Origin of the sequence: Novosphingobium sp. CCH12-A3 (assembly GCF_001556015.1) — a bacterium.
GTDB lineage: Bacteria > Pseudomonadota > Alphaproteobacteria > Sphingomonadales > Sphingomonadaceae > Novosphingobium > Novosphingobium subterraneum.
The window spans coordinates 10,652-26,877 of record NZ_LSIA01000294.1; the positions used below are offsets into that span (position 1 = coordinate 10,652).

21 protein-coding genes and 1 tRNA gene are annotated in these 16,226 nt (G+C 64.3%); 3 read left to right on the top strand and 19 right to left on the bottom strand.

The window, feature by feature from the left end:
* Window positions 1-10: 10 nt before the first annotated feature.
* From AX703_RS24125 to AX703_RS24195, 16 genes are all read right to left on the bottom strand, one after another.
* Window positions 11-1,948: a hypothetical protein gene (locus AX703_RS24125; protein WP_062347823.1), complete on the bottom strand. Its 1,938-nt coding sequence runs from the start codon at window positions 1,946-1,948 to the stop codon at window positions 11-13.
* Window positions 1,945-2,280: a hypothetical protein gene (locus tag AX703_RS28575; RefSeq protein WP_231735681.1), complete on the bottom strand. Its 336-nt coding sequence runs from the start codon at window positions 2,278-2,280 to the stop codon at window positions 1,945-1,947. The genes AX703_RS24125 and AX703_RS28575 overlap by 4 nt, the downstream gene beginning before the upstream one ends.
* Complete coding sequence (locus AX703_RS24130) at window positions 2,277-3,293, bottom strand: TraU family protein (protein ID WP_062347825.1); 1,017 nt, start codon at window positions 3,291-3,293, stop codon at window positions 2,277-2,279. Before AX703_RS24130 ends, AX703_RS28575 begins: the two co-directional genes overlap by 4 nt.
* Window positions 3,290-3,949, bottom strand: coding sequence for a hypothetical protein (locus tag AX703_RS24135; RefSeq protein ID WP_062347827.1), 660 nt, complete (start codon window positions 3,947-3,949; stop codon window positions 3,290-3,292). Before AX703_RS24135 ends, AX703_RS24130 begins: the two co-directional genes overlap by 4 nt.
* Complete coding sequence (locus AX703_RS24140; RefSeq protein WP_062347942.1) at window positions 3,939-4,175, bottom strand: hypothetical protein; 237 nt, start codon at window positions 4,173-4,175, stop codon at window positions 3,939-3,941. Before AX703_RS24140 ends, AX703_RS24135 begins: the two co-directional genes overlap by 11 nt.
* On the bottom strand, window positions 4,172-4,921 hold the full coding sequence (locus AX703_RS24145) for a hypothetical protein (RefSeq protein WP_062347828.1): 750 nt from the start codon (window positions 4,919-4,921) through the stop codon (window positions 4,172-4,174). The genes AX703_RS24140 and AX703_RS24145 overlap by 4 nt, the downstream gene beginning before the upstream one ends.
* Window positions 4,918-5,238 (bottom strand): hypothetical protein, encoded by a 321-nt coding sequence (locus AX703_RS24150; protein WP_062347944.1) that lies wholly within the window; start codon window positions 5,236-5,238, stop codon window positions 4,918-4,920. The genes AX703_RS24145 and AX703_RS24150 overlap by 4 nt, the downstream gene beginning before the upstream one ends.
* Window positions 5,225-7,711, bottom strand: a complete 2,487-nt coding sequence (locus AX703_RS24155; RefSeq protein WP_062347946.1) for a TraC family protein — start codon at window positions 7,709-7,711, stop codon at window positions 5,225-5,227. The genes AX703_RS24150 and AX703_RS24155 overlap by 14 nt, the downstream gene beginning before the upstream one ends.
* 26 nt (window positions 7,712-7,737) lie before the next feature.
* On the bottom strand, window positions 7,738-8,325 hold the full coding sequence (locus tag AX703_RS24160) for a TraV family lipoprotein (RefSeq protein WP_062347948.1): 588 nt from the start codon (window positions 8,323-8,325) through the stop codon (window positions 7,738-7,740).
* Window positions 8,326-8,360: 35 nt separating this feature from the next.
* Complete coding sequence (locus AX703_RS24165) at window positions 8,361-9,668, bottom strand: TraB/VirB10 family protein (protein ID WP_062347830.1); 1,308 nt, start codon at window positions 9,666-9,668, stop codon at window positions 8,361-8,363.
* Window positions 9,665-10,423: a type-F conjugative transfer system secretin TraK gene (locus tag AX703_RS24170; RefSeq protein WP_062347832.1), complete on the bottom strand. Its 759-nt coding sequence runs from the start codon at window positions 10,421-10,423 to the stop codon at window positions 9,665-9,667. The genes AX703_RS24165 and AX703_RS24170 overlap by 4 nt, the downstream gene beginning before the upstream one ends.
* Window positions 10,407-11,039 carry a TraE/TraK family type IV conjugative transfer system protein gene (locus AX703_RS24175; RefSeq protein WP_062347950.1) on the bottom strand — a complete coding sequence of 211 codons (633 nt, stop codon included), beginning with the start codon at window positions 11,037-11,039 and terminating at the stop codon, window positions 10,407-10,409. Before AX703_RS24175 ends, AX703_RS24170 begins: the two co-directional genes overlap by 17 nt.
* Before the next feature lie 8 nt (window positions 11,040-11,047).
* Window positions 11,048-11,314, bottom strand: coding sequence for a type IV conjugative transfer system protein TraL (locus AX703_RS24180; RefSeq protein WP_062347835.1), 267 nt, complete (start codon window positions 11,312-11,314; stop codon window positions 11,048-11,050).
* Window positions 11,315-11,451: 137 nt separating this feature from the next.
* Window positions 11,452-11,766: a hypothetical protein gene (locus AX703_RS24185; protein ID WP_062347952.1), complete on the bottom strand. Its 315-nt coding sequence runs from the start codon at window positions 11,764-11,766 to the stop codon at window positions 11,452-11,454.
* A 191-nt stretch (window positions 11,767-11,957) separates the two neighbouring features.
* On the bottom strand, window positions 11,958-12,746 hold the full coding sequence (locus AX703_RS24190; RefSeq protein ID WP_062347837.1) for a DsbC family protein: 789 nt from the start codon (window positions 12,744-12,746) through the stop codon (window positions 11,958-11,960).
* Window positions 12,747-12,757: 11 nt separating this feature from the next.
* A complete protein-coding gene (locus AX703_RS24195; RefSeq protein ID WP_062347839.1) occupies window positions 12,758-13,033 on the bottom strand; it encodes a hypothetical protein in 276 nt (91 codons plus the stop codon).
* 447 nt (window positions 13,034-13,480) lie between these two features.
* Between AX703_RS24195 and AX703_RS24200 the strand changes: the two genes are divergently transcribed.
* Both AX703_RS24200 and AX703_RS27010 read left to right on the top strand, forming a co-directional pair.
* The gene (locus tag AX703_RS24200; RefSeq protein ID WP_062347955.1) at window positions 13,481-13,867 is read left to right on the top strand and encodes a DNA-binding protein; all 387 of its coding nucleotides are present in this window, start codon (window positions 13,481-13,483) and stop codon (window positions 13,865-13,867) included.
* 71 nt (window positions 13,868-13,938) lie between these two features.
* A complete protein-coding gene (locus tag AX703_RS27010) occupies window positions 13,939-14,232 on the top strand; it encodes a response regulator (protein ID WP_231735686.1) in 294 nt (97 codons plus the stop codon).
* 110 nt (window positions 14,233-14,342) lie between these two features.
* Here the strand turns inward: AX703_RS27010 and AX703_RS24210 are convergent, their stop codons facing one another.
* Both AX703_RS24210 and AX703_RS24215 read right to left on the bottom strand, forming a co-directional pair.
* On the bottom strand, window positions 14,343-14,672 hold the full coding sequence (locus tag AX703_RS24210) for a DNA-binding transcriptional regulator (protein WP_062347844.1): 330 nt from the start codon (window positions 14,670-14,672) through the stop codon (window positions 14,343-14,345).
* A complete protein-coding gene (locus AX703_RS24215) occupies window positions 14,656-15,048 on the bottom strand; it encodes a type II toxin-antitoxin system RelE/ParE family toxin (protein ID WP_231735682.1) in 393 nt (130 codons plus the stop codon). Before AX703_RS24215 ends, AX703_RS24210 begins: the two co-directional genes overlap by 17 nt.
* A 528-nt stretch (window positions 15,049-15,576) precedes the next feature.
* On the opposite strand from AX703_RS24215, the gene AX703_RS24220 reads away from it, so the two are divergent.
* Window positions 15,577-15,804, top strand: coding sequence for an AlpA family transcriptional regulator (locus AX703_RS24220; RefSeq protein WP_231735683.1), 228 nt, complete (start codon window positions 15,577-15,579; stop codon window positions 15,802-15,804).
* A gap of 329 nt (window positions 15,805-16,133) precedes the next feature.
* Here the strand turns inward: AX703_RS24220 and AX703_RS24225 are convergent.
* Window positions 16,134-16,209 (bottom strand) — tRNA-Lys (locus AX703_RS24225).
* Between the last annotated feature and the right edge of the window lie 17 nt (window positions 16,210-16,226).

Below are 16,226 nucleotides of genomic sequence, written 5' to 3' on the forward strand. Positions count from 1 at the left end.
CTACCGGACATCAGCGCGCCTCCGAGGTGCAGATCATGTCGGCCCCGCCGAGGCGCACGGTCTGCATCATCACGACGGCCTCGGGAAAATCGTCGAGACAGCCGCAGTCCGAGACGAGCTCTTCGCCGGCGCCCAGCGGACAGTGGCTGACACCGGCGCTGGTCGTGCAGCTATGATAGAAGGTGTCGTAGCCGACAGGCGCGTTCTGCTTCGCGCCGACAACGCCATCCACGGCGACATCGCTGTTCGCCTTAGGCGCGCGGGTCTTGCAGATGGCTTCGCAAGCCGGGACCGTGCCGCGATCGGGCAGCGCGAAGCCGCTGCTCAAGGTCGAATAGCTACCGTCCTTGTTCTTGACGCGATCGGCGAGCAGCGTCTCGGTCGAATGGTCGATGATATAGGCGCCGCGGCTGAGGTCCGGCTCGGGCAGTGAACCGGTGTCGAGCGTGCAGCGATAGCGGCGTTGGCGTTCGAACCAGGGGCGCGTAAGGTTGAGCGAGCAGGCGCCGCTTTCGAACAGGCGGCTCTGGGGAAGCGGCGTGAGGCCGGTCGCCACGCCCGATTTGACGGTGACGACGCCATCGACGGTTTCATCATAGAGCTGGCATTTGCTGCCGGCCGCATTGCCCGCGCAGAGGTCGACGAGCTTCTCGGTCGGCTTGCACGACAGGTCGACGCTCGCCTGGACCATCGCAAAAGCCTCGCCGCCGCCCGAGACCGCGACGCGCAGCCAGATCTCGTGATCCCCCTTGGTGAGGAACGGCTTCAGGTCGAGATTGGGATAGGAATAGAAGGTGCCCTTGCGCTCGCAATTTCCGGGCGGGTAGCCGGAGCCGGACCAAGCCGACGGACCGGACGACACCAGATTGCCGTCGATCCGAACCTGGCCCCAATCGTCGGCGAACCAATAGGCGAGGCGTACGTCGCTGAGCCGATCGGGGTCCTCGACATGCAGCGTCATGCGGAAATCATGGAAGGTGCAACTGCCGCCAAGGCTGTTGTTGGCGGGCGAGCCCATCACGAAGGCGAGCGTCCCGTCGCCATAGTCATAGGTGTCGTAACCGCCCGAGATGCGCGCGATCACGTCCTCGGCCTTGATCGCGTTGAGCGAGACCTCGCGGGTGATCGTGCAGGAGCGGATTTGCTCGGCCTTGCCGATGCCCGCGGGCGAGGCCTTGAGCGCCTGGAAGACGCTGTTCGAGGCGGCGGCCACGGTCGCATCGCCCAAAATCGCGGTCGGGTTATTGCGATAGGCAGTCTGGGGAACCGAGGCATTCGGCGCGCAGGCCGTGCTTTGCGCGCCGGTATAGCGGATGACTGGCCCATCGATCACCGCCTGCGCGACGCCGATGCGCGGATCGGCGGTGGTGAGCGCGCCGATGACCCCGCCGCCCAGGTCCTTCAGCACCGAGGCGAGATTGCCCCAGACGAGGTTGGCGCCACAGCTGTTGTTGATGCAGTAGCAGCCGGCCAGATCGGTGAGGCCCACTTCGGTGAGTTTGAGATCGCCGGAAGAACCGACATCCCATTTATAGCTATGGCACTGGTTCCAGGTGCCGGGCTGGCAGGAGACGACGCCGTTGGCGCAGATGCCCGAAACCGGCATCGGCAGGGTCAGCGTCTGATCGACAGCGCCGTCGAGATCCTTGTCGCGCGATATACGCAAGGTTCCGATATCACCGCTCGATGCCGGCTGCGCGATCAGCTCGAGCAGCGTCGCCGTCTTCTGGCAGGCGATATTGGGGTTGAAGGTCTTGCTGTTGTCGATCGTAGCGATGGGCTGTCCAGCAAGGCCCGGCGTCAGATAGTTCTGCTGGAGTGTGTCGCTGTCCGACGTCTTGGCGCGCGAGGCTTCGGCCGCGGCACGGGCGCGGTCCTCGACGCTCTGGGCGAACGCAGGCGCCGAAAGCAGCATCGCGGAAGCCAAAGCCAGGACCCTGATCCTCATGACCTGCCACCCTCCACGGTCCGCGAACTGTGGCGGAAACGGAACAGATGTCCGGCGCGGAAATCCGGTGTTCCGGGCTGCAGCACACGAAACACAGCCTGGCCTTCGAAGGTGGTCAGCGCGGCCACGACCGGAGCCGTGGCAATGGGGGCGACTGCCTGCCCCGGCGGGGGCAATGTGGCCGCGCTGACCGGGGTCGGAGCAGCGGCGGCGGGAGGGACCGCCGCTGCTCCTGCCGCACGTACCGCCGCTGCTCGCTCCCGGGCCTCATGGCGAACGGACCGGCGGGATTGAGAGGTGCGCGTGCGGTTTGCGGTGGGCGATCCGCTCATGGGGTCGAAACTCCCGCGCAGCAGATCACCTTTTCGAAGAGCATGAACTGGGCGTTGTCCTTGCCCGGCGCGTGCTTGCCGCTGGTCCAGAGCGCGCCGGGGCGGCCGACATTGACGCATTTGCTGCCCTTGACCGGCTCCATGATCTGGAATTTGTAGCGGCTCTTGGTCCAGATCGGCTGCGGCTTGAACGAGCAGCCGTCCGCCGAGCTGATGGTGAGCAGGCCGAGCCGACCCATCATGAATGTGGTGCGGGCGGCAAGCCCGGCCCAGGCTTCGACGCTGTCGTCGAAATGGATGTCGCCGGCGACGGGATAGGTCGCGCCCCAGGACCCCATGCACCAGAACAAGGGATCGATGACCTTGCCCGCAGCGGCCGCGGCGCTGTCGGCGATGCAGGCAAGACCGGCGGCGGGATTGCCGAACAAGATGCCTTCAGGCTGAATGATCGCGCCCAGCGTCCCCGACTGCCAGGTCGGCAGCACTTCGGTGATCATCGCGACGTCGAAACCGTTGTCCTCGATGCAGGGCAGGTCCGTGAACATGTCGAGCATCTTCCACACGGGCGCGACATAGTAGTGCGTCTGCGCGAACATCTTGCGGGTGTTGGTTCCGTCCGAGATCGACGACTGGCTGCCCTGCAGCTTGCCGCCGGTCGGCATGAGGTCCGCGCCGAGCGCCATCATGCAGCCCGGTTCGGTCACGACGTCGACCATGCGGTTGGGCGACCAGAAGCTGACCTTGACCCCGAACCAGAAGGTCGCGCCCTTGCGGCAGGCGCACAAGGGTTTCGAGGCCGACTGCGCATCGAGCTCCTTGTCGAGCTTGTCGTAGCTGCCGACCCGGACGCCGCCGATGGTGATCGGGAAAATGCAGTTCCACCGTACTTTGGTGATCGGGTTGAAGATCGTGCCGGCCTCGCATTTGGAGGCATGGGCGGGCGTCGCCATCGCGGTGAGCGACAGGAGGATCGCCGCGGCGCTCGCGCGCAAGCTGGAAGCGAGACGGGTCATTGGCCGCTTCCTTGGGCAGAGGGTGAACGGATTTCGGCGAGTTCGAGGCGCTGACCGGCCTGGCGGACGATCACCGGGGCGACGGTGAGGCCGAGGCGCTCCTTCACTCGCTCTTCGAGGATGAACAGCGCGCGGCCGTGCCTTTCACCGAGCGAAAGCGCATCGTCCTTGGGATCGCCGCCGCCCGTCAGTAGGATCCAGTCGGTGAGCGCCGCGGTCTTCAGCGCCCAGGCCAGATCACGGGGATGGACGATAATGAGACGCTGCGGCAGCGAAACGTAGGAGAGCGGATTGAAGGTGAAGCCCCTGGGATAGAGCAGCTTCCCGTCCGGCAGGCGGATTTCCTGGTCCAGCGTGTAGAACGGGACGACGGTGCGCACCCTGTTCTCCCGCGCGGTTCCAAGCGTCGCGCCTCTGAGCGCGCTCCAGTCCGAGCGCGGCCCGAAATGCGCCGCCATATTGGCAGGCTGCCGTGCGGCGCGCGCCTCGATCTCCGCCATCGCGTCGGGCTCGACAATCGACCATGTGCGTCCGATCGTCGCGGTTTCGGCGCGGGCGGTGGAGGCGACGACCAGCGCGCCCAGCAGCAGGCCGGCGATCGTTCCCGCCTGCAGCATTACGACGCGCCGGCCTTGGGGCGGAAGGTCAGCGGCCATGACGACGCCTCCACCAATCTTTGCGATCCTCACCATTGTCGCCGCGCAGGGCGCAGATGAACGCGGCAAGGCTCAGCACGAAGACCAGGATAACCAGCGCCTGCATCTCGCCGGGGACCGAGGCCGACCAGATCACGAGCGCGGCCTGGACGAGCAGCAGCAGATGCGTGCCGACCAGCAGGCGGATCGACGACTGGCAGGGCGTGGTGGAGAAGATGCCGTTCATCGCCGCCTCCACCACCGTGCGAGCCGCGCAAGGCTCGTGCTGACAAGATCGGAGAGCAGGAGCAGGAACAGGCCGCCAATAAGGCAGATCCCGGTGACCAGCACCGCATCGCTGATGACGGCGTCGAACGGCAGGCCCAGCATGGCGCGCCAGATGGACACGAGCAGGACGACAATCGCGGTCTCAAGGAGGAGCAGGCGGAGGCCCCAGAAGAAGGTCTCCGTTTCGAGGCAGTCCGTGGCCCGCTCCTCGATGATGGTCTCGATCCCGAGCTGGCGGTCGAAGTCGCGCGCCAGCCTCTTGGTTTCCGAGGCGTGGACGGGCCGATTGAGAATTCGCCGCGCGACGTCTGCTGCCGCCAACGGCCAGGACGCAATGCCAATGCGCAGGGAGGCGATGAACAGCGAAGTTACGACGCCTCCCAGCGCGCATGATGCGATCATGGTTGCGACGAGCGGCGCGGACAGGGATTCAGCAAGGCCGGCTTGATCGAGCGCGACATAGCCCGCCGCGGCAAACCCCGCTTCCCCGATCGCGAGCATGAGCATCGCGCGGCGCCAACGGGTCTGTTCGGAGGCGAACAGTTCGGTTTGCGCGTCGCTATGCGCTTCGAGCATCCGGATCTGGACGCCCATCTCGTGGCGGGAACGAACGAGATAGTCGTAGAGCGTTTCGTCGGGCCTGCGCGGATCGCAGGACGGGATCAGACGGCCAGCGCCGTCGCGGGCAAGCGATATCGAGATCATCGCGCCCTCCGCCAGCGGGCCATGAGCCGGCTCGCCGCGCCGGTGAGGCCGATCAGCAGCAGTCCGGTGACGAAGCAGCTCACGCCGATCACCAGCGCGCCGCGCACCACCATGCCGGTGGGCTGATCGAGCGCGATGCCGGCGGCGATCACCAGCGTGGTCATCATCACCGATTCGATGATGATGAGGCGGAAGCGCCAGCGCAGCGCATCGGCCTCGGCCCGCGCCGCGACGCGCGCCGCGACGATCGCTTCGAGCTCGGCATCTGCGGTTAGCTCGAGCGCGAGCTGGTCGGGGTGCGGTTTAGACCTGAACATCATAGTCTCCCCGAAGGGTGAGGATTTCGGCGGGGTCGACGCCGGCCAGGTCGCAGATTGCTTCGAGCGGCGAGCGGCCGGCGCGCACCAATGCCTCGAATGCGGCGACGTCTTCGGGCGCCGACGTGTTGATCCAGTAGCTGAAGGGATCGACGACAAGCCGGGCGATGCCGAGCCCGAGCGGCGAGTCGATGAAGACCTCGCTGTAGTTGGGCTTGTTGTTCCGGACCGATTTCAGGAGATCGAGGACGAACCCGGAATAGTCCAGAATCTTGTTCTCGACCGCCTTGTCGTAGGTCGATCCCTGCAGCAGGAAGCGGGTGGCGGCGTTCTCGAGGATCACCTGGCCGGTGCCGCCGAACAGCAGCAGATCGTTCATGCTCTGGAGAATGATGCCGAAGCTGCCGCGATATTTGCGCGCCCGGCGATAGCCCTGGCTGATCGCTTCGGCGAGACGCGAGAGATCCTGGCCGTCGCTACGGGTCATGAACTGCGCGGCTTCGTCGCAGAGCACGAACCGGGGACGATCGCGCGCGGAGAGGTAGAGTTCCTGCGTCACCGCGTTGATCACGACCATGATCACGACATTGAACAGGTCGGGTATCGCCTTCAGGCGTTCAAGTTCGAGCACCACGAATTCGTCGCTCGAAATATCGAAGGTGCTGGGGCCGTTGAAATAATGACCGTACACGCCGTCCGACCCGAAATCGCGCAGGTTGAAGGCGAGCTCGCGCGCCGTCGGCACCAGATGCTCGACCCGGTCGAGGTCGGAAACGGTGTTGGCCGGGTAGGACCCGAGCCAATCGCGCACCGCGTCGATACCGGCCTCGGCCCGGCCGCTCTCGATCGCCCATTGGACGGCGGACTTGAGCAGGTTCCATTCCGATGTCGTCACGCCCTTGCGGGTCGCGGCATTGGCCATTTCCGCGACGATCGCGACCGCCATCGAGATCGCCGATTCCCGGTCATCGCCATCGATCGCAAGGCCGAGATCGAACGGATTGAGGACCAGATGTTCCTCGCCGAGATCGATGTAGCGGCCCGAGCACAGCGTGCAGAGCTTGCGATAGGAGCCGCCGATGTCGATAATCCGGATGAGCGCGTTTTGCGCGAAATATTGCTGGCACAGGTTGTTGAGCAGGAAGCTCTTGCCCGCGCCGGACTCGGCCGAGACGATGAAGTTGTAGTTGTTGATCCGGGGATCGAAGAGGTCGAGCGTGATGAGCTGGCCCTTGCGTCCCGTGTAGAGCAGCGCAGGACGGCCGCCCCCGCGAAAATCGGTCTGGATCGGCGCCATCAGCACGCCCGCTCGCGCCGGAACCCGGAAGTCGCGCTGGAGCATGCCTATGGTGCGGCGATCGGGATAGAGGCCGAAGGGCAGGCTCGCCGACAGCAGGATGGGATTGAGGTAGGACTCTTCCTGGACACTCCAGGGCAGGGGCTCGCTCTCCCAGAGGCGCTTGGCGCGCGCCGACATCTCGCGGGCCTGGGCGCGGGTCTGGCCGAACACCCAGATGGTCGGGATCACCGACAGGAACCGGCTGTTGCCGATCTCGTCGAGGATCCAGCTGATCTCCTCGATCTGCTTGCCGACCTCGACCGCGAAGCTGCCCGCTGCCTTCTGCGCCGAGAGGATCTGCGCGCGCTTGTGGATCTCGAAGGCCGACTGGTCGAACAGCACGTTGAGGGTGAACAGGAACGGTCCGCCGATCTGATCAGTGTCTTCCGAACTGCCGCGCATGCCGCCCGTCAGCCGGTTCGCGCGCTCGGCGGTGATCCGGCGCGGCGGCGACTTGGGCGTCAGGCACCGCGCCACCTGATTGCCAAGAAACACCTCGGGTCCGTCGAAGGCGAAGCCTGGCCCTGCGTCGATGATCTGTTTGCGGACCGGCACGGCGCGGTTCTGCTCGCCTTGCGAGAAAACGCCGGGCGCATGCTCGAACACGCCGTTGAAGATGCGCCGGTAGAACGCCACCACGTCTTCGGGCGGGAGGCGGCGGATACCGAGCTTGGCGAGCTGCTCCTCGATCTGGCGCTTCAAGTCGTTGTCCATCGGCTCGCGCGTCTTCACCGACAGGAAGGTGCGGAAGTCGCGGATGGGGATGCCGTGGAGCGCCTTCAGCCCCGCGGTCCCGGCTTTCAGATAATCGAAGGTGCGCCGCGCCGAAGCCTGGATCAGCGGATCGGGCCGGGTCTTGAGATCGAGATAGGCATCGAGCGCATCGTCGATCAGCGGATCGGCGAAGCTCTGGAGCTGGAGGACCGTTCCTTCGGGAAAGTTGACGTTGAGCAGCCCCAGCAGCGCCTCGTGGACATGCGCGAACATATAGGCGCTGGGCACAAGCTCCCAGGAATAGCCCCAGCCATCGTCGATGGTGAGGAACGCGCCTTCCTCCTCGACCCAGGCGACGAGCGGCAGAAAGTCCGAATAGCTGTCGCGCGAGACGCTCTGGCGCAGCCGCGCCAACGTCATGCCGTCGCGCTGGTCGACGAGCCCGCTCACGGACGTTCATCCTTGTCAGCCGGATGCTCGCGCACCTGTTCGAGGATCGGCACGGTGAGCGACGAGGCCTGCGGCGTGACCAGATAGTCGCCCACCACCCATTGCGGCCGCTCGAGGATCGAGAAGACGTAGCGCTGCATGTAGAGCCGATCAGGCCGGTTCTGGTCCGCATAGGGGAGGATCAGCGTGCGGATCGTGCGCGGCGGCTTCAGCATCGGCGTGACCGGCTGATCGATCAGGCCCTGCAACTCGCGATAGACGCTCTCCCGATAGCCGGTGAACGCGCCGCCCGATGGAGATTGCCTTTTGCCGGAGGGCGGGGCGCCGCCGTCCCGTCCGCGCAGCATCGCCTTGTCGCGGGTGACGGCGGGATCGGATTTGGACGCCGCGCCCGCTACCGCGTCGGCATAGGCCTTGTCGGGATGGATGCACTGGCCATGATCGGAATTCTTGCAGGAGAATTTCTCGCTGTAAGGCGACATGATCGAGCCCAGCGTCGCGCAGCCACCAAGAGCGGCAGCAAGGCAAAGCGGAAGGACGAGACGGGCAGCGCGCGAGAAGCGCCTGCGGTGCGAGGTCAGCATGGACACTGCTCCCTGTTGGATGGGGGACGACCGCATCAGAATTTGCTCCCGGCGGTCGGCTTGATTTCGAGGGTGACGCCCTCCTGGATGACCACGACGACATCCTTCGCCGCGCCCACCTCGACGATGGGGCCGGCCTGGCGGGCGAGATCGAGATAGAAGTCGGTCAGCTTCTCCGACGAGCGGGAGAGCCCGCCCGCGACGCCCGCCTTTGCGGCATCGCCCGCATCGAAGCTGCGCACCGATCCCAGCGCCGAGGTCGAGACCTCGCCGACCGTGTCCTGCACCGTCTGCGCGACGCCGGTGATGGTGCCGGCGATGAACGAGCGGGCGAGCGCGGCGCCGGCGCGGGTGACGACCTTGCCGGAGAGACCCTTCTTGCCATCGGTATCGACGAAGAAGCCCTTGATGGGCTGATCGACCACCGAGCGTTCGTCGAAGTCGACGCAGGACAAGGAGACGAGCTGGACTTCGACGCGCTCCTTCGCGAGGCTGCCGGTGGCGTTGCCGATGACGAAGCAGCCGGCGAGGTTCGCCTTGACGTCATTGGGGAGCACGGCCGGCGCCTGCACGCGGGCGATCAAGGGTTCCGGGTTGCTGGTCGCGTCCCGGCTCGCCAGCGCGTCGATCCCGGTCAGGAGGCGCGCTTTCATGAAACCAGGCGGCAAATAGATCGTCCTCGACTTTTTTTTAGCGCCGCCCGGCTTGTCGGTGGCGGCGACGGGGGACGTCGCCGCGCCGATCGCGCCCACCGTCTTCTCGACAGGCGGAGCCGGCGGTGCGGGAGGGGCAGACGGGATGGCGGGAGGCGTCTGGGCGGTCGCGGAGACATCGCCGGTTGCTGGCGGCTCGGGGAATGCCGGAACATCGCCCGGAAGCGCCGGGGGAAGGTCGCTCCCCGCTGCGCCCGTCCCGGACTGCGCTCCCGCGCCGGGCATGATCTTGCCTTCCTCGATCGCCGTCACCCGCTCGCCGAGCAGAGACTGGCCGTCGAGGATCTTCTTGAGATCGCCGCGCAGCTTCACCTCGAGGCTGTCGCCGCGAAGCCCTGCGCCCATTTCCAGCTTCGAGGCCGGCGGCGCGCTGGCTTCCTCGCGCTTGCCCCCGCTTGCCGTATAGAGGCCGATGCCCAGCAGGCCGACGACGCTGGCGACCCCGACCTGTTTCAGCCGCAATTGCTGCTGCGAGCTCAGCGCGGCCCAGCGGGTCCGGAAATCGAGCAGCGCCGGACCGCGCATCTCGCCGGTGGTATCGGCTTTCGCTTCCGCCTCGAGATGAGCGCGGTAGCTGCCGGTTTCGGGCCGGTCGCGGCCCGGGCCAGTGGGTTCGCCGCGGCCGGTCATTGGGCCGCTCCCCGGCGGACGACAATGACGCGCGCGGTCTCGCCGGCCTTGAGGACACTGCGATCGAGCGTCACCGCGAAGATGTTCGCGCCGAGCGACGGCACCAGGAAGCTGCGTTCATCGATCGTGGCGTCGGCCGCGGCGGTCAGCAGATATTCCGACGCCGAGAGACCCGAGCCTTCGATCTCGATGCGGCGGCGCTCCTGGATGGTCGCGCCGGGCAGGTCCGACAGGCGGATCCTGGCGCTGCGCGGCGCGATCGCCGTAAAGCTGCCGGGAATCCTGTCCTGCAGCATCGAGAGCGTGATCGAGACCGCGCGCTCCTCCTCGACCAGCGGACCCAGCAATTCCTCATTGGCGCGGGCGCGCTGCGCCGTGCCGGGCTGAAGCATCACCGTCACCGCCGGAATGTCGGAGGGCTCGGCATAAAGCGCATAGACCGCGCCGTTGCAGGTGATGAAGAACTCGGACGGGACCGTGACATAGGAGCGCGTGACCGCGCCGAGGTCATCGACTTCCTTGACGAGGAACTTGATCCAGGCGTCCGAGCCGGCGCGCTCGACCGCGATCGCTTTCTCCGCGGAGAACTTGACGTCCTCGATCTCGCCGCCCGTGCAGATGACATGGTTGATATCGCGGTTGGACAGGCGGATCGTGCTGATCTGGTCGGGCAGCGCGACGATGGTCTGCGCCATGGAGGGCAGGGGCAGGCCGATGAGGGCGAGCGCCAGCAGCCGCTTAGCGGGGGTCGGCATCGAAATTTTCCTCTGTCAGGGCGGTCAGCCAGAAGCGGCCATTGTCGATCGCGTAACTGATCCGCAGATTGCCCCGGAACTTGCGGACCACACCGCCGATCACCCGGACCTTCTCGACCGGCACGACGATCGCGCGGTCGGTCCAGGTGACGGGCTGGTCGGGACGGATATAGGTCGAGATCGAGAGGGTCGGATTGTCGGCCAGCTCGTCGAGCAGCCGATTGAGGCTGTCGCGCAAGGCGTTGTAGGCCGAGGGGTGCGCGATGCTCAGCAATTCCTGGAACTGCCGGTCCGCGGAATAGGCCGAATAGGTGCCGGACAGCGAGACCACGTTGAACGTGATCGTGCGCAGATAGGCTTCGGAAGGCTTGGCTCCGGTGACGTAGAGATCGCCGCTCGCGCCAAAGGGCACTACCACGGTGCGCTGGTTCTGGTTCGACGTGTACATCACCGTGCCGAGCACGAGGGTGACGCCGAACATGCCGGCGATGGCGAGCTTCAGGAGCCGGTTTTCCTCGAAGAGGTTGCTCGACCCCTGGAGGTAGCGGTGGATGCCGAAGCTGGCGGGCTTGCCGAGCAGCGGATCGCCGGACGGGCGGGGAGATCGACGGAACACGGGCGCGCTCACTCGAAGAACCGGGTCTGGGTCGGACCCGGATAGTTGCGGAAGGAAACGAGGCCCCAGCGCCAGGCCAGATGGGGAATGAAGCCCCTCGGCTTGGTCCTGAGCCACGGCACGAAAAGAAGAAGGCCCGCAACGAGCACCCAACCGAGCATCCCGCCGATTATGGTGGCGACGAAGATCGTCGTGATCACCAGCACGAACTCGTCCGATGCAAACCACAGGATCTGAACCGGCTTATGCAGATATTGGGGTAGCCGCTCGTCCACGAGCCTTCTCCTCTTGCTTCACGACCGTCCAACGAAGCCGGTTGACTTGATTGGATCGGTTGCACCGGACGCCTGCGCGTCCCGGTCCGGGGTCGCCCCGGCGCGGCCTCGCTGTTCGCCGCGCCGGGGCGTCGGCGTCAGATGACCATGCCGAACGTCTGCAAAATGGTGTCCGACTTGATCAGGCAGACCGCCGCCACGATGGTCGGGATGCCGACCATGACGTTGCTGAACAGGCGGCTGACGCCGAACAGGAAGGCCGCGACGCCGCCGACGAAGCCCAGCGGCCCCTTCACGCCCTTGTTCACCACGATATCGTAGATGTCGTAGCCGAGGTCGCCGGTAGCCGGCGCCGTAAAGGCGTGGGCACCGGTACTGGCTAGCGCGAGCACGGCCAAAGGGAGGCCGACATTGGCGACCGGGGCGATCCGGCTGCCGATCTTCTTGATCATAGACTTGCTCCGTTGCATGTGGGCCGTCCGCGTGACTGCCTGCCGGCATCGATGGAAATCGCTGTCGGCCGGCGGCATGGCTGGACGGCCCGCTGGGGCCATGGCCGCCGGCATTCCGGTCCGTGGGCGTGTCCTGGCCCGCTCCTCGCAGGCTCGTCCGCACGCCCGCGGCCGCCATGAATAGGGTTTGGTCAGCGCGGGGCATTCGCCGCGCCCTTGGCCGGAGCCTTGCTCTCGGCGAGGAAGGTCTCAAGCTCGGCCTGCTGGAAGCCGGAGATGAGCTTGCCGTCGGCAATGATCGTGGGGGTTCCGCCGATGCCGATCCTGCTCACGACCTCGGCGTCGGCTTTGACTTTCGCCGCGCCCGGCGCGCATTTTTGCAGATCCTTGGGCGCGGCACCGGCATAGACCGCCTTGAACGCGGCCTCCTTGTCCGGCGAGCAGAGGATGTGTTCGGCCTTGGCCGCCGCTTCGGGATGGATGCCGGACACGAAGAACACGAGCCGCCGCACCGGCTTGCCTTCGGCCGCCTTTGCCGCCCAGAAGCGATCGAGCGCCCGGCAATAGGGACAGTCGGGATCGGTGAACTCGATGACGGTCGGCGCATCGGCAGGGCCGATGGCGAGGGCCTTGGCCGGATCGATCGCTCCCAGCTTGCGCCGCGCCGATGCTTCCTGCGCCTGTGCGGTGAGATTGATGCCGTTGCGGTCGTAGATCGCCGCGAACAGCAGATGCTCGCTGTCGGGTGCATAGTAGATGATCCGACCGCCAGCGCTTGCCTGGTAGATCGGCCCCTTGATCGGCGACGGGCCGAAATCCTCGAACTTGAGGTTCGTGAAGGTCTGCTGGAGCTGCGCTTGCGCTTCCTGGCCAGCCTTGTCGAGCGAGGGATCGGCAACGGCCTGTGCCGATGCGGCGCCCTGGGCCGCAAACGGGAGCGAGATGGCGAGAGCAAGCGCTCCCAATCTGGCGATACGCATGGTCGTTCTCCTCATTTTGTCTGGTCTGCTGCGAGAATCCGCGCATCGAGGTGCATGTTCGCGCCGATCGGGATGAGCTGGGGCGGAGGCGGGGCCTCGCCGTCCATGGAGGCCGGAGCGACGACACGGATGACGAAGCCTTCCGCCTGCGCGGCAATGGTCTGCCGTTGCCCGGTGCCGGGCAACGGCGTTACGCCTGCTTTCCTGGCGCTGGCGGTGGCGCTCGCGGCGGTGATCAATGCCGCGGCGCTCCAGGCAACCGTCATCGCTTTGGCAATCGGCTTCATGCACGACTCCAATCGGCGCTTTGCGCCATCGTTGAGAATTACTAATGGTCCGAAAGTATCGAGTGCGATTCGCACCGCCGTTCCGGTGTGAGGACTTGTTGATTTGGAACGCGGTGGATTGCAACGGCACTCGGCACGGACGTGCCTGGTATCGCTGAGATAGTCCTAAATGTCGAAAATTAGCTTCATTCTGGATGAAACCGATATCATGCGGACGTTTCTCTGCCGATACGGCATTCTATGAAGCGGTTAATCAGCCAAGGCTAATTATGGGCATATTTTCGCCGCTTCTTTGAGAAAAGGTCGAATATATCGTTAACGAACCTCAATTAGGTGATGAAGTTCCTCTAAAAATATCGGCATCTAATATTGTCCGTAATTGCGCTCCACCATTACGTATCCGCGCAGCTTCTCATCGTCGGGAAACCGTTGCCGGAGGACGCAAATATGGAACGAAACCAGAAATTTGCCGATGTCGACACGTCGGCACTCAAGGATATCAAGAAGATCGCCGGTCAACTGATCAGGCAGGAACGCAAGCGGCGCCACATCACGCAGATCGAGCTTGCCGGCAAGATGGGCGTCAGTCTCCGATGGTTGCGGGAGATCGAGGTAGGCGCGCCGGTAACCCGTATCGAGGATCATCTGAACGCCGCGCTCCGGCTCGGCCTCTCCACCGGGCACATCGCGCTACCCATTCTCTATATGGGGCAGCGCATGCGGTTTCCGCAGCAGCTCATCCACGGGGACCTTCAGGCCATCGAGCGGATGTGCCTGGAAGCCATATCCGAGATGGCGATCAATTCTCTGAAGCGAGACTTGTCTCCCGAATGAGGACGACGCTATCAGGAGTCGTCGATCGCGGCGCAGCGCTTGTCGTGGAAGACGAGCACCGCGTTCGCGCAATGGCCGCGGAAGTTTTCAAAGCCGCTGGCTATCGGGCTATTGAAGCCTGCAATGCGGCGGAGGCCATGACGATTTTGGAAAGTTGCGGTGACATAGAGACGGTGTTCACCGATATTGAAATGCCGGGGCAAATAACCGGCGTTAGCTTGGCCCGCGCGATTTGCCAGCGCTGGCCGCATATTCGCGTTCTCGTCACCTCCGGCACGGCCATTTCCCGGTGGACAGCGCTCTGCCGATCGGCGCCGGTTTCATCGGCAAGCCCTATCAACACGCGCAGATGCTCGCCTCGCTGATTATGCCTTTGACGTCCCCAAGCTCGATCGGCACATGTTGGACCTCATCCAGGATCAGTCAAGCAACGCAGAGTGAGCCGTGACGCCCAATACACTCAGTCTTGGCTAAACTACAGAAGTGCGTCTATACCCTTGCGACGGATGACGTTCAGGATGGCGAGTGTCGATCCCGTAGCCTTTTTAGTGCCCCGTTCAAGCTGCGAGATATAGCCCGTCGTCAGGTTGGTGTATTTAGCGAGAGCAGCCTGGCTCAGATGCGCCTGCTCCCGAACGCGGCGGATTTCTTCCGGCGTAATCGGTTCGGCGGCTAGTGGCGCCTCCGGTCCCAGGTGGCGCACCGTGATCTTCTCATAAGTATCATCGCTCAACATCCCTACCCGGTGCAGACCCTCGGCCGTTTCCAGCAGGGCTTCGGTCAGATTGCTACGCTTCTTCGCCATTTTCTATCTCCTGCAATTCGCCTTCCGCTTTCGCCCGCTCCAGCGCGAAATCGTCACGGATCAACATATCGGCCGCCACAGCGCGCAGGGCCTCCAATTCATTGTTCTCGATGTTCTCGCGCTCGTTTTTGGCGAAGGCGTAGAGAAAGAACGCTCGATCTTCCGTTCGATAGGCGACAATCATGCGAAAACCACCGGACCGGCCCTGTCCGGGACGGGCAACACGCTGCTTGATGAGGCCACCGCCCAGGTCGGCGTCGATGAGCCCACGCTCGGCCCTCGCGATAGCTTCTCTCAAACCTGCATCATCAATCCGCTCACGCCGCACGAATCGCGCTACCCATTTGGTTTTGAAAATCCGCACGCGCAGTCCCATGTATGTGATATAGGACTATAGCACACAGGGCTATAGTTTCAAGGTGTCACCCCGGACGCGCTTGTGACACGCACATACGATCGAGGCAGGGCGAGATCCCCAACATGCGAGAAATCGGACGCGGCTACGACCCCTTCGGAAGCAGGATCAACCGCGCCAAAAGCACGGAAGTGGAGATTGAAGCACGACCTGATTTCCGCTCACTGACTCGTTCGCTGGTTGGGAGACCAATCGCAGCAACCGCTTTCGGGCAACTCCCTGCCGAAATGTGCGCTCATCGAGCCTATGGCGGGTCCGCCGAAAATGTTATCCTCACATTGCTTCAAGACCGTCCCGCGCCGCCCTTGGGGTAGCGTTCCATGCATCTGCGGATTCGAGGTAAACCAGAGCAACGGCGGTCAACACTGCTTGCGGCCCGTCTGGTGGCCACAGCCGATCTCATTGTGGTCCATATGTCCCGAACGGGCTGGAAGGAAAGGGGGAGGGGAGAAGGCAGCAGCAACGGGTGGATGGCAGCCGGCGATCCCAATGGCGGCCGCGATGCATAGTTTCCTCGCATTCTCCGATCTGAAAGCGAAAGGGATTCCCTTCACCCGGCAACATGTGGCGCGCCTCATCAAGCAAGGGCGCTTTCCCGCTCCGATCAAATTGGGCATCGGCACGAACCGCTGGATAGAATCCGAAATTGACGACTGGCTCGATCAGCGAAAAGCCGTACGAGATGGCACTCTGGCGTCGCGGCAAGAGTGCCCGTAGCCGAGTGAAGCCCTTGATGGTCGGGCTTGCGGGATGCAGTCTGGGGTGTCCGAACGCGGCACCATCCTCAGTGAGCTCAGTGATCAGCTACCTATTGGCAGCGGAGGTCCCCTCCTAGGGATGGATTATTGAGCATCTCGATTCGGCTTCGCTTGACCGAATCCCGTCAATGAGACCGGTGAAGAAGGCATCACCTCCGGGAACATTCCTGAACCGCCGAGATCACCACATCACCTGGATTCTGTTGCCCAGTTTGTTGCCCACTTCGGAAATGGGGCCAGATCGGCCATTTCAGTGACCAACCAAGTCGTTGATTTTATTGGATAATTTGGTGGACGCACTAGGGCTCGAACCTAGGACCCGCTGATTAAGAGTCAGCTGCTCTACCAACTGAGCTATGCGTCCATGCCATCAGGCATTCC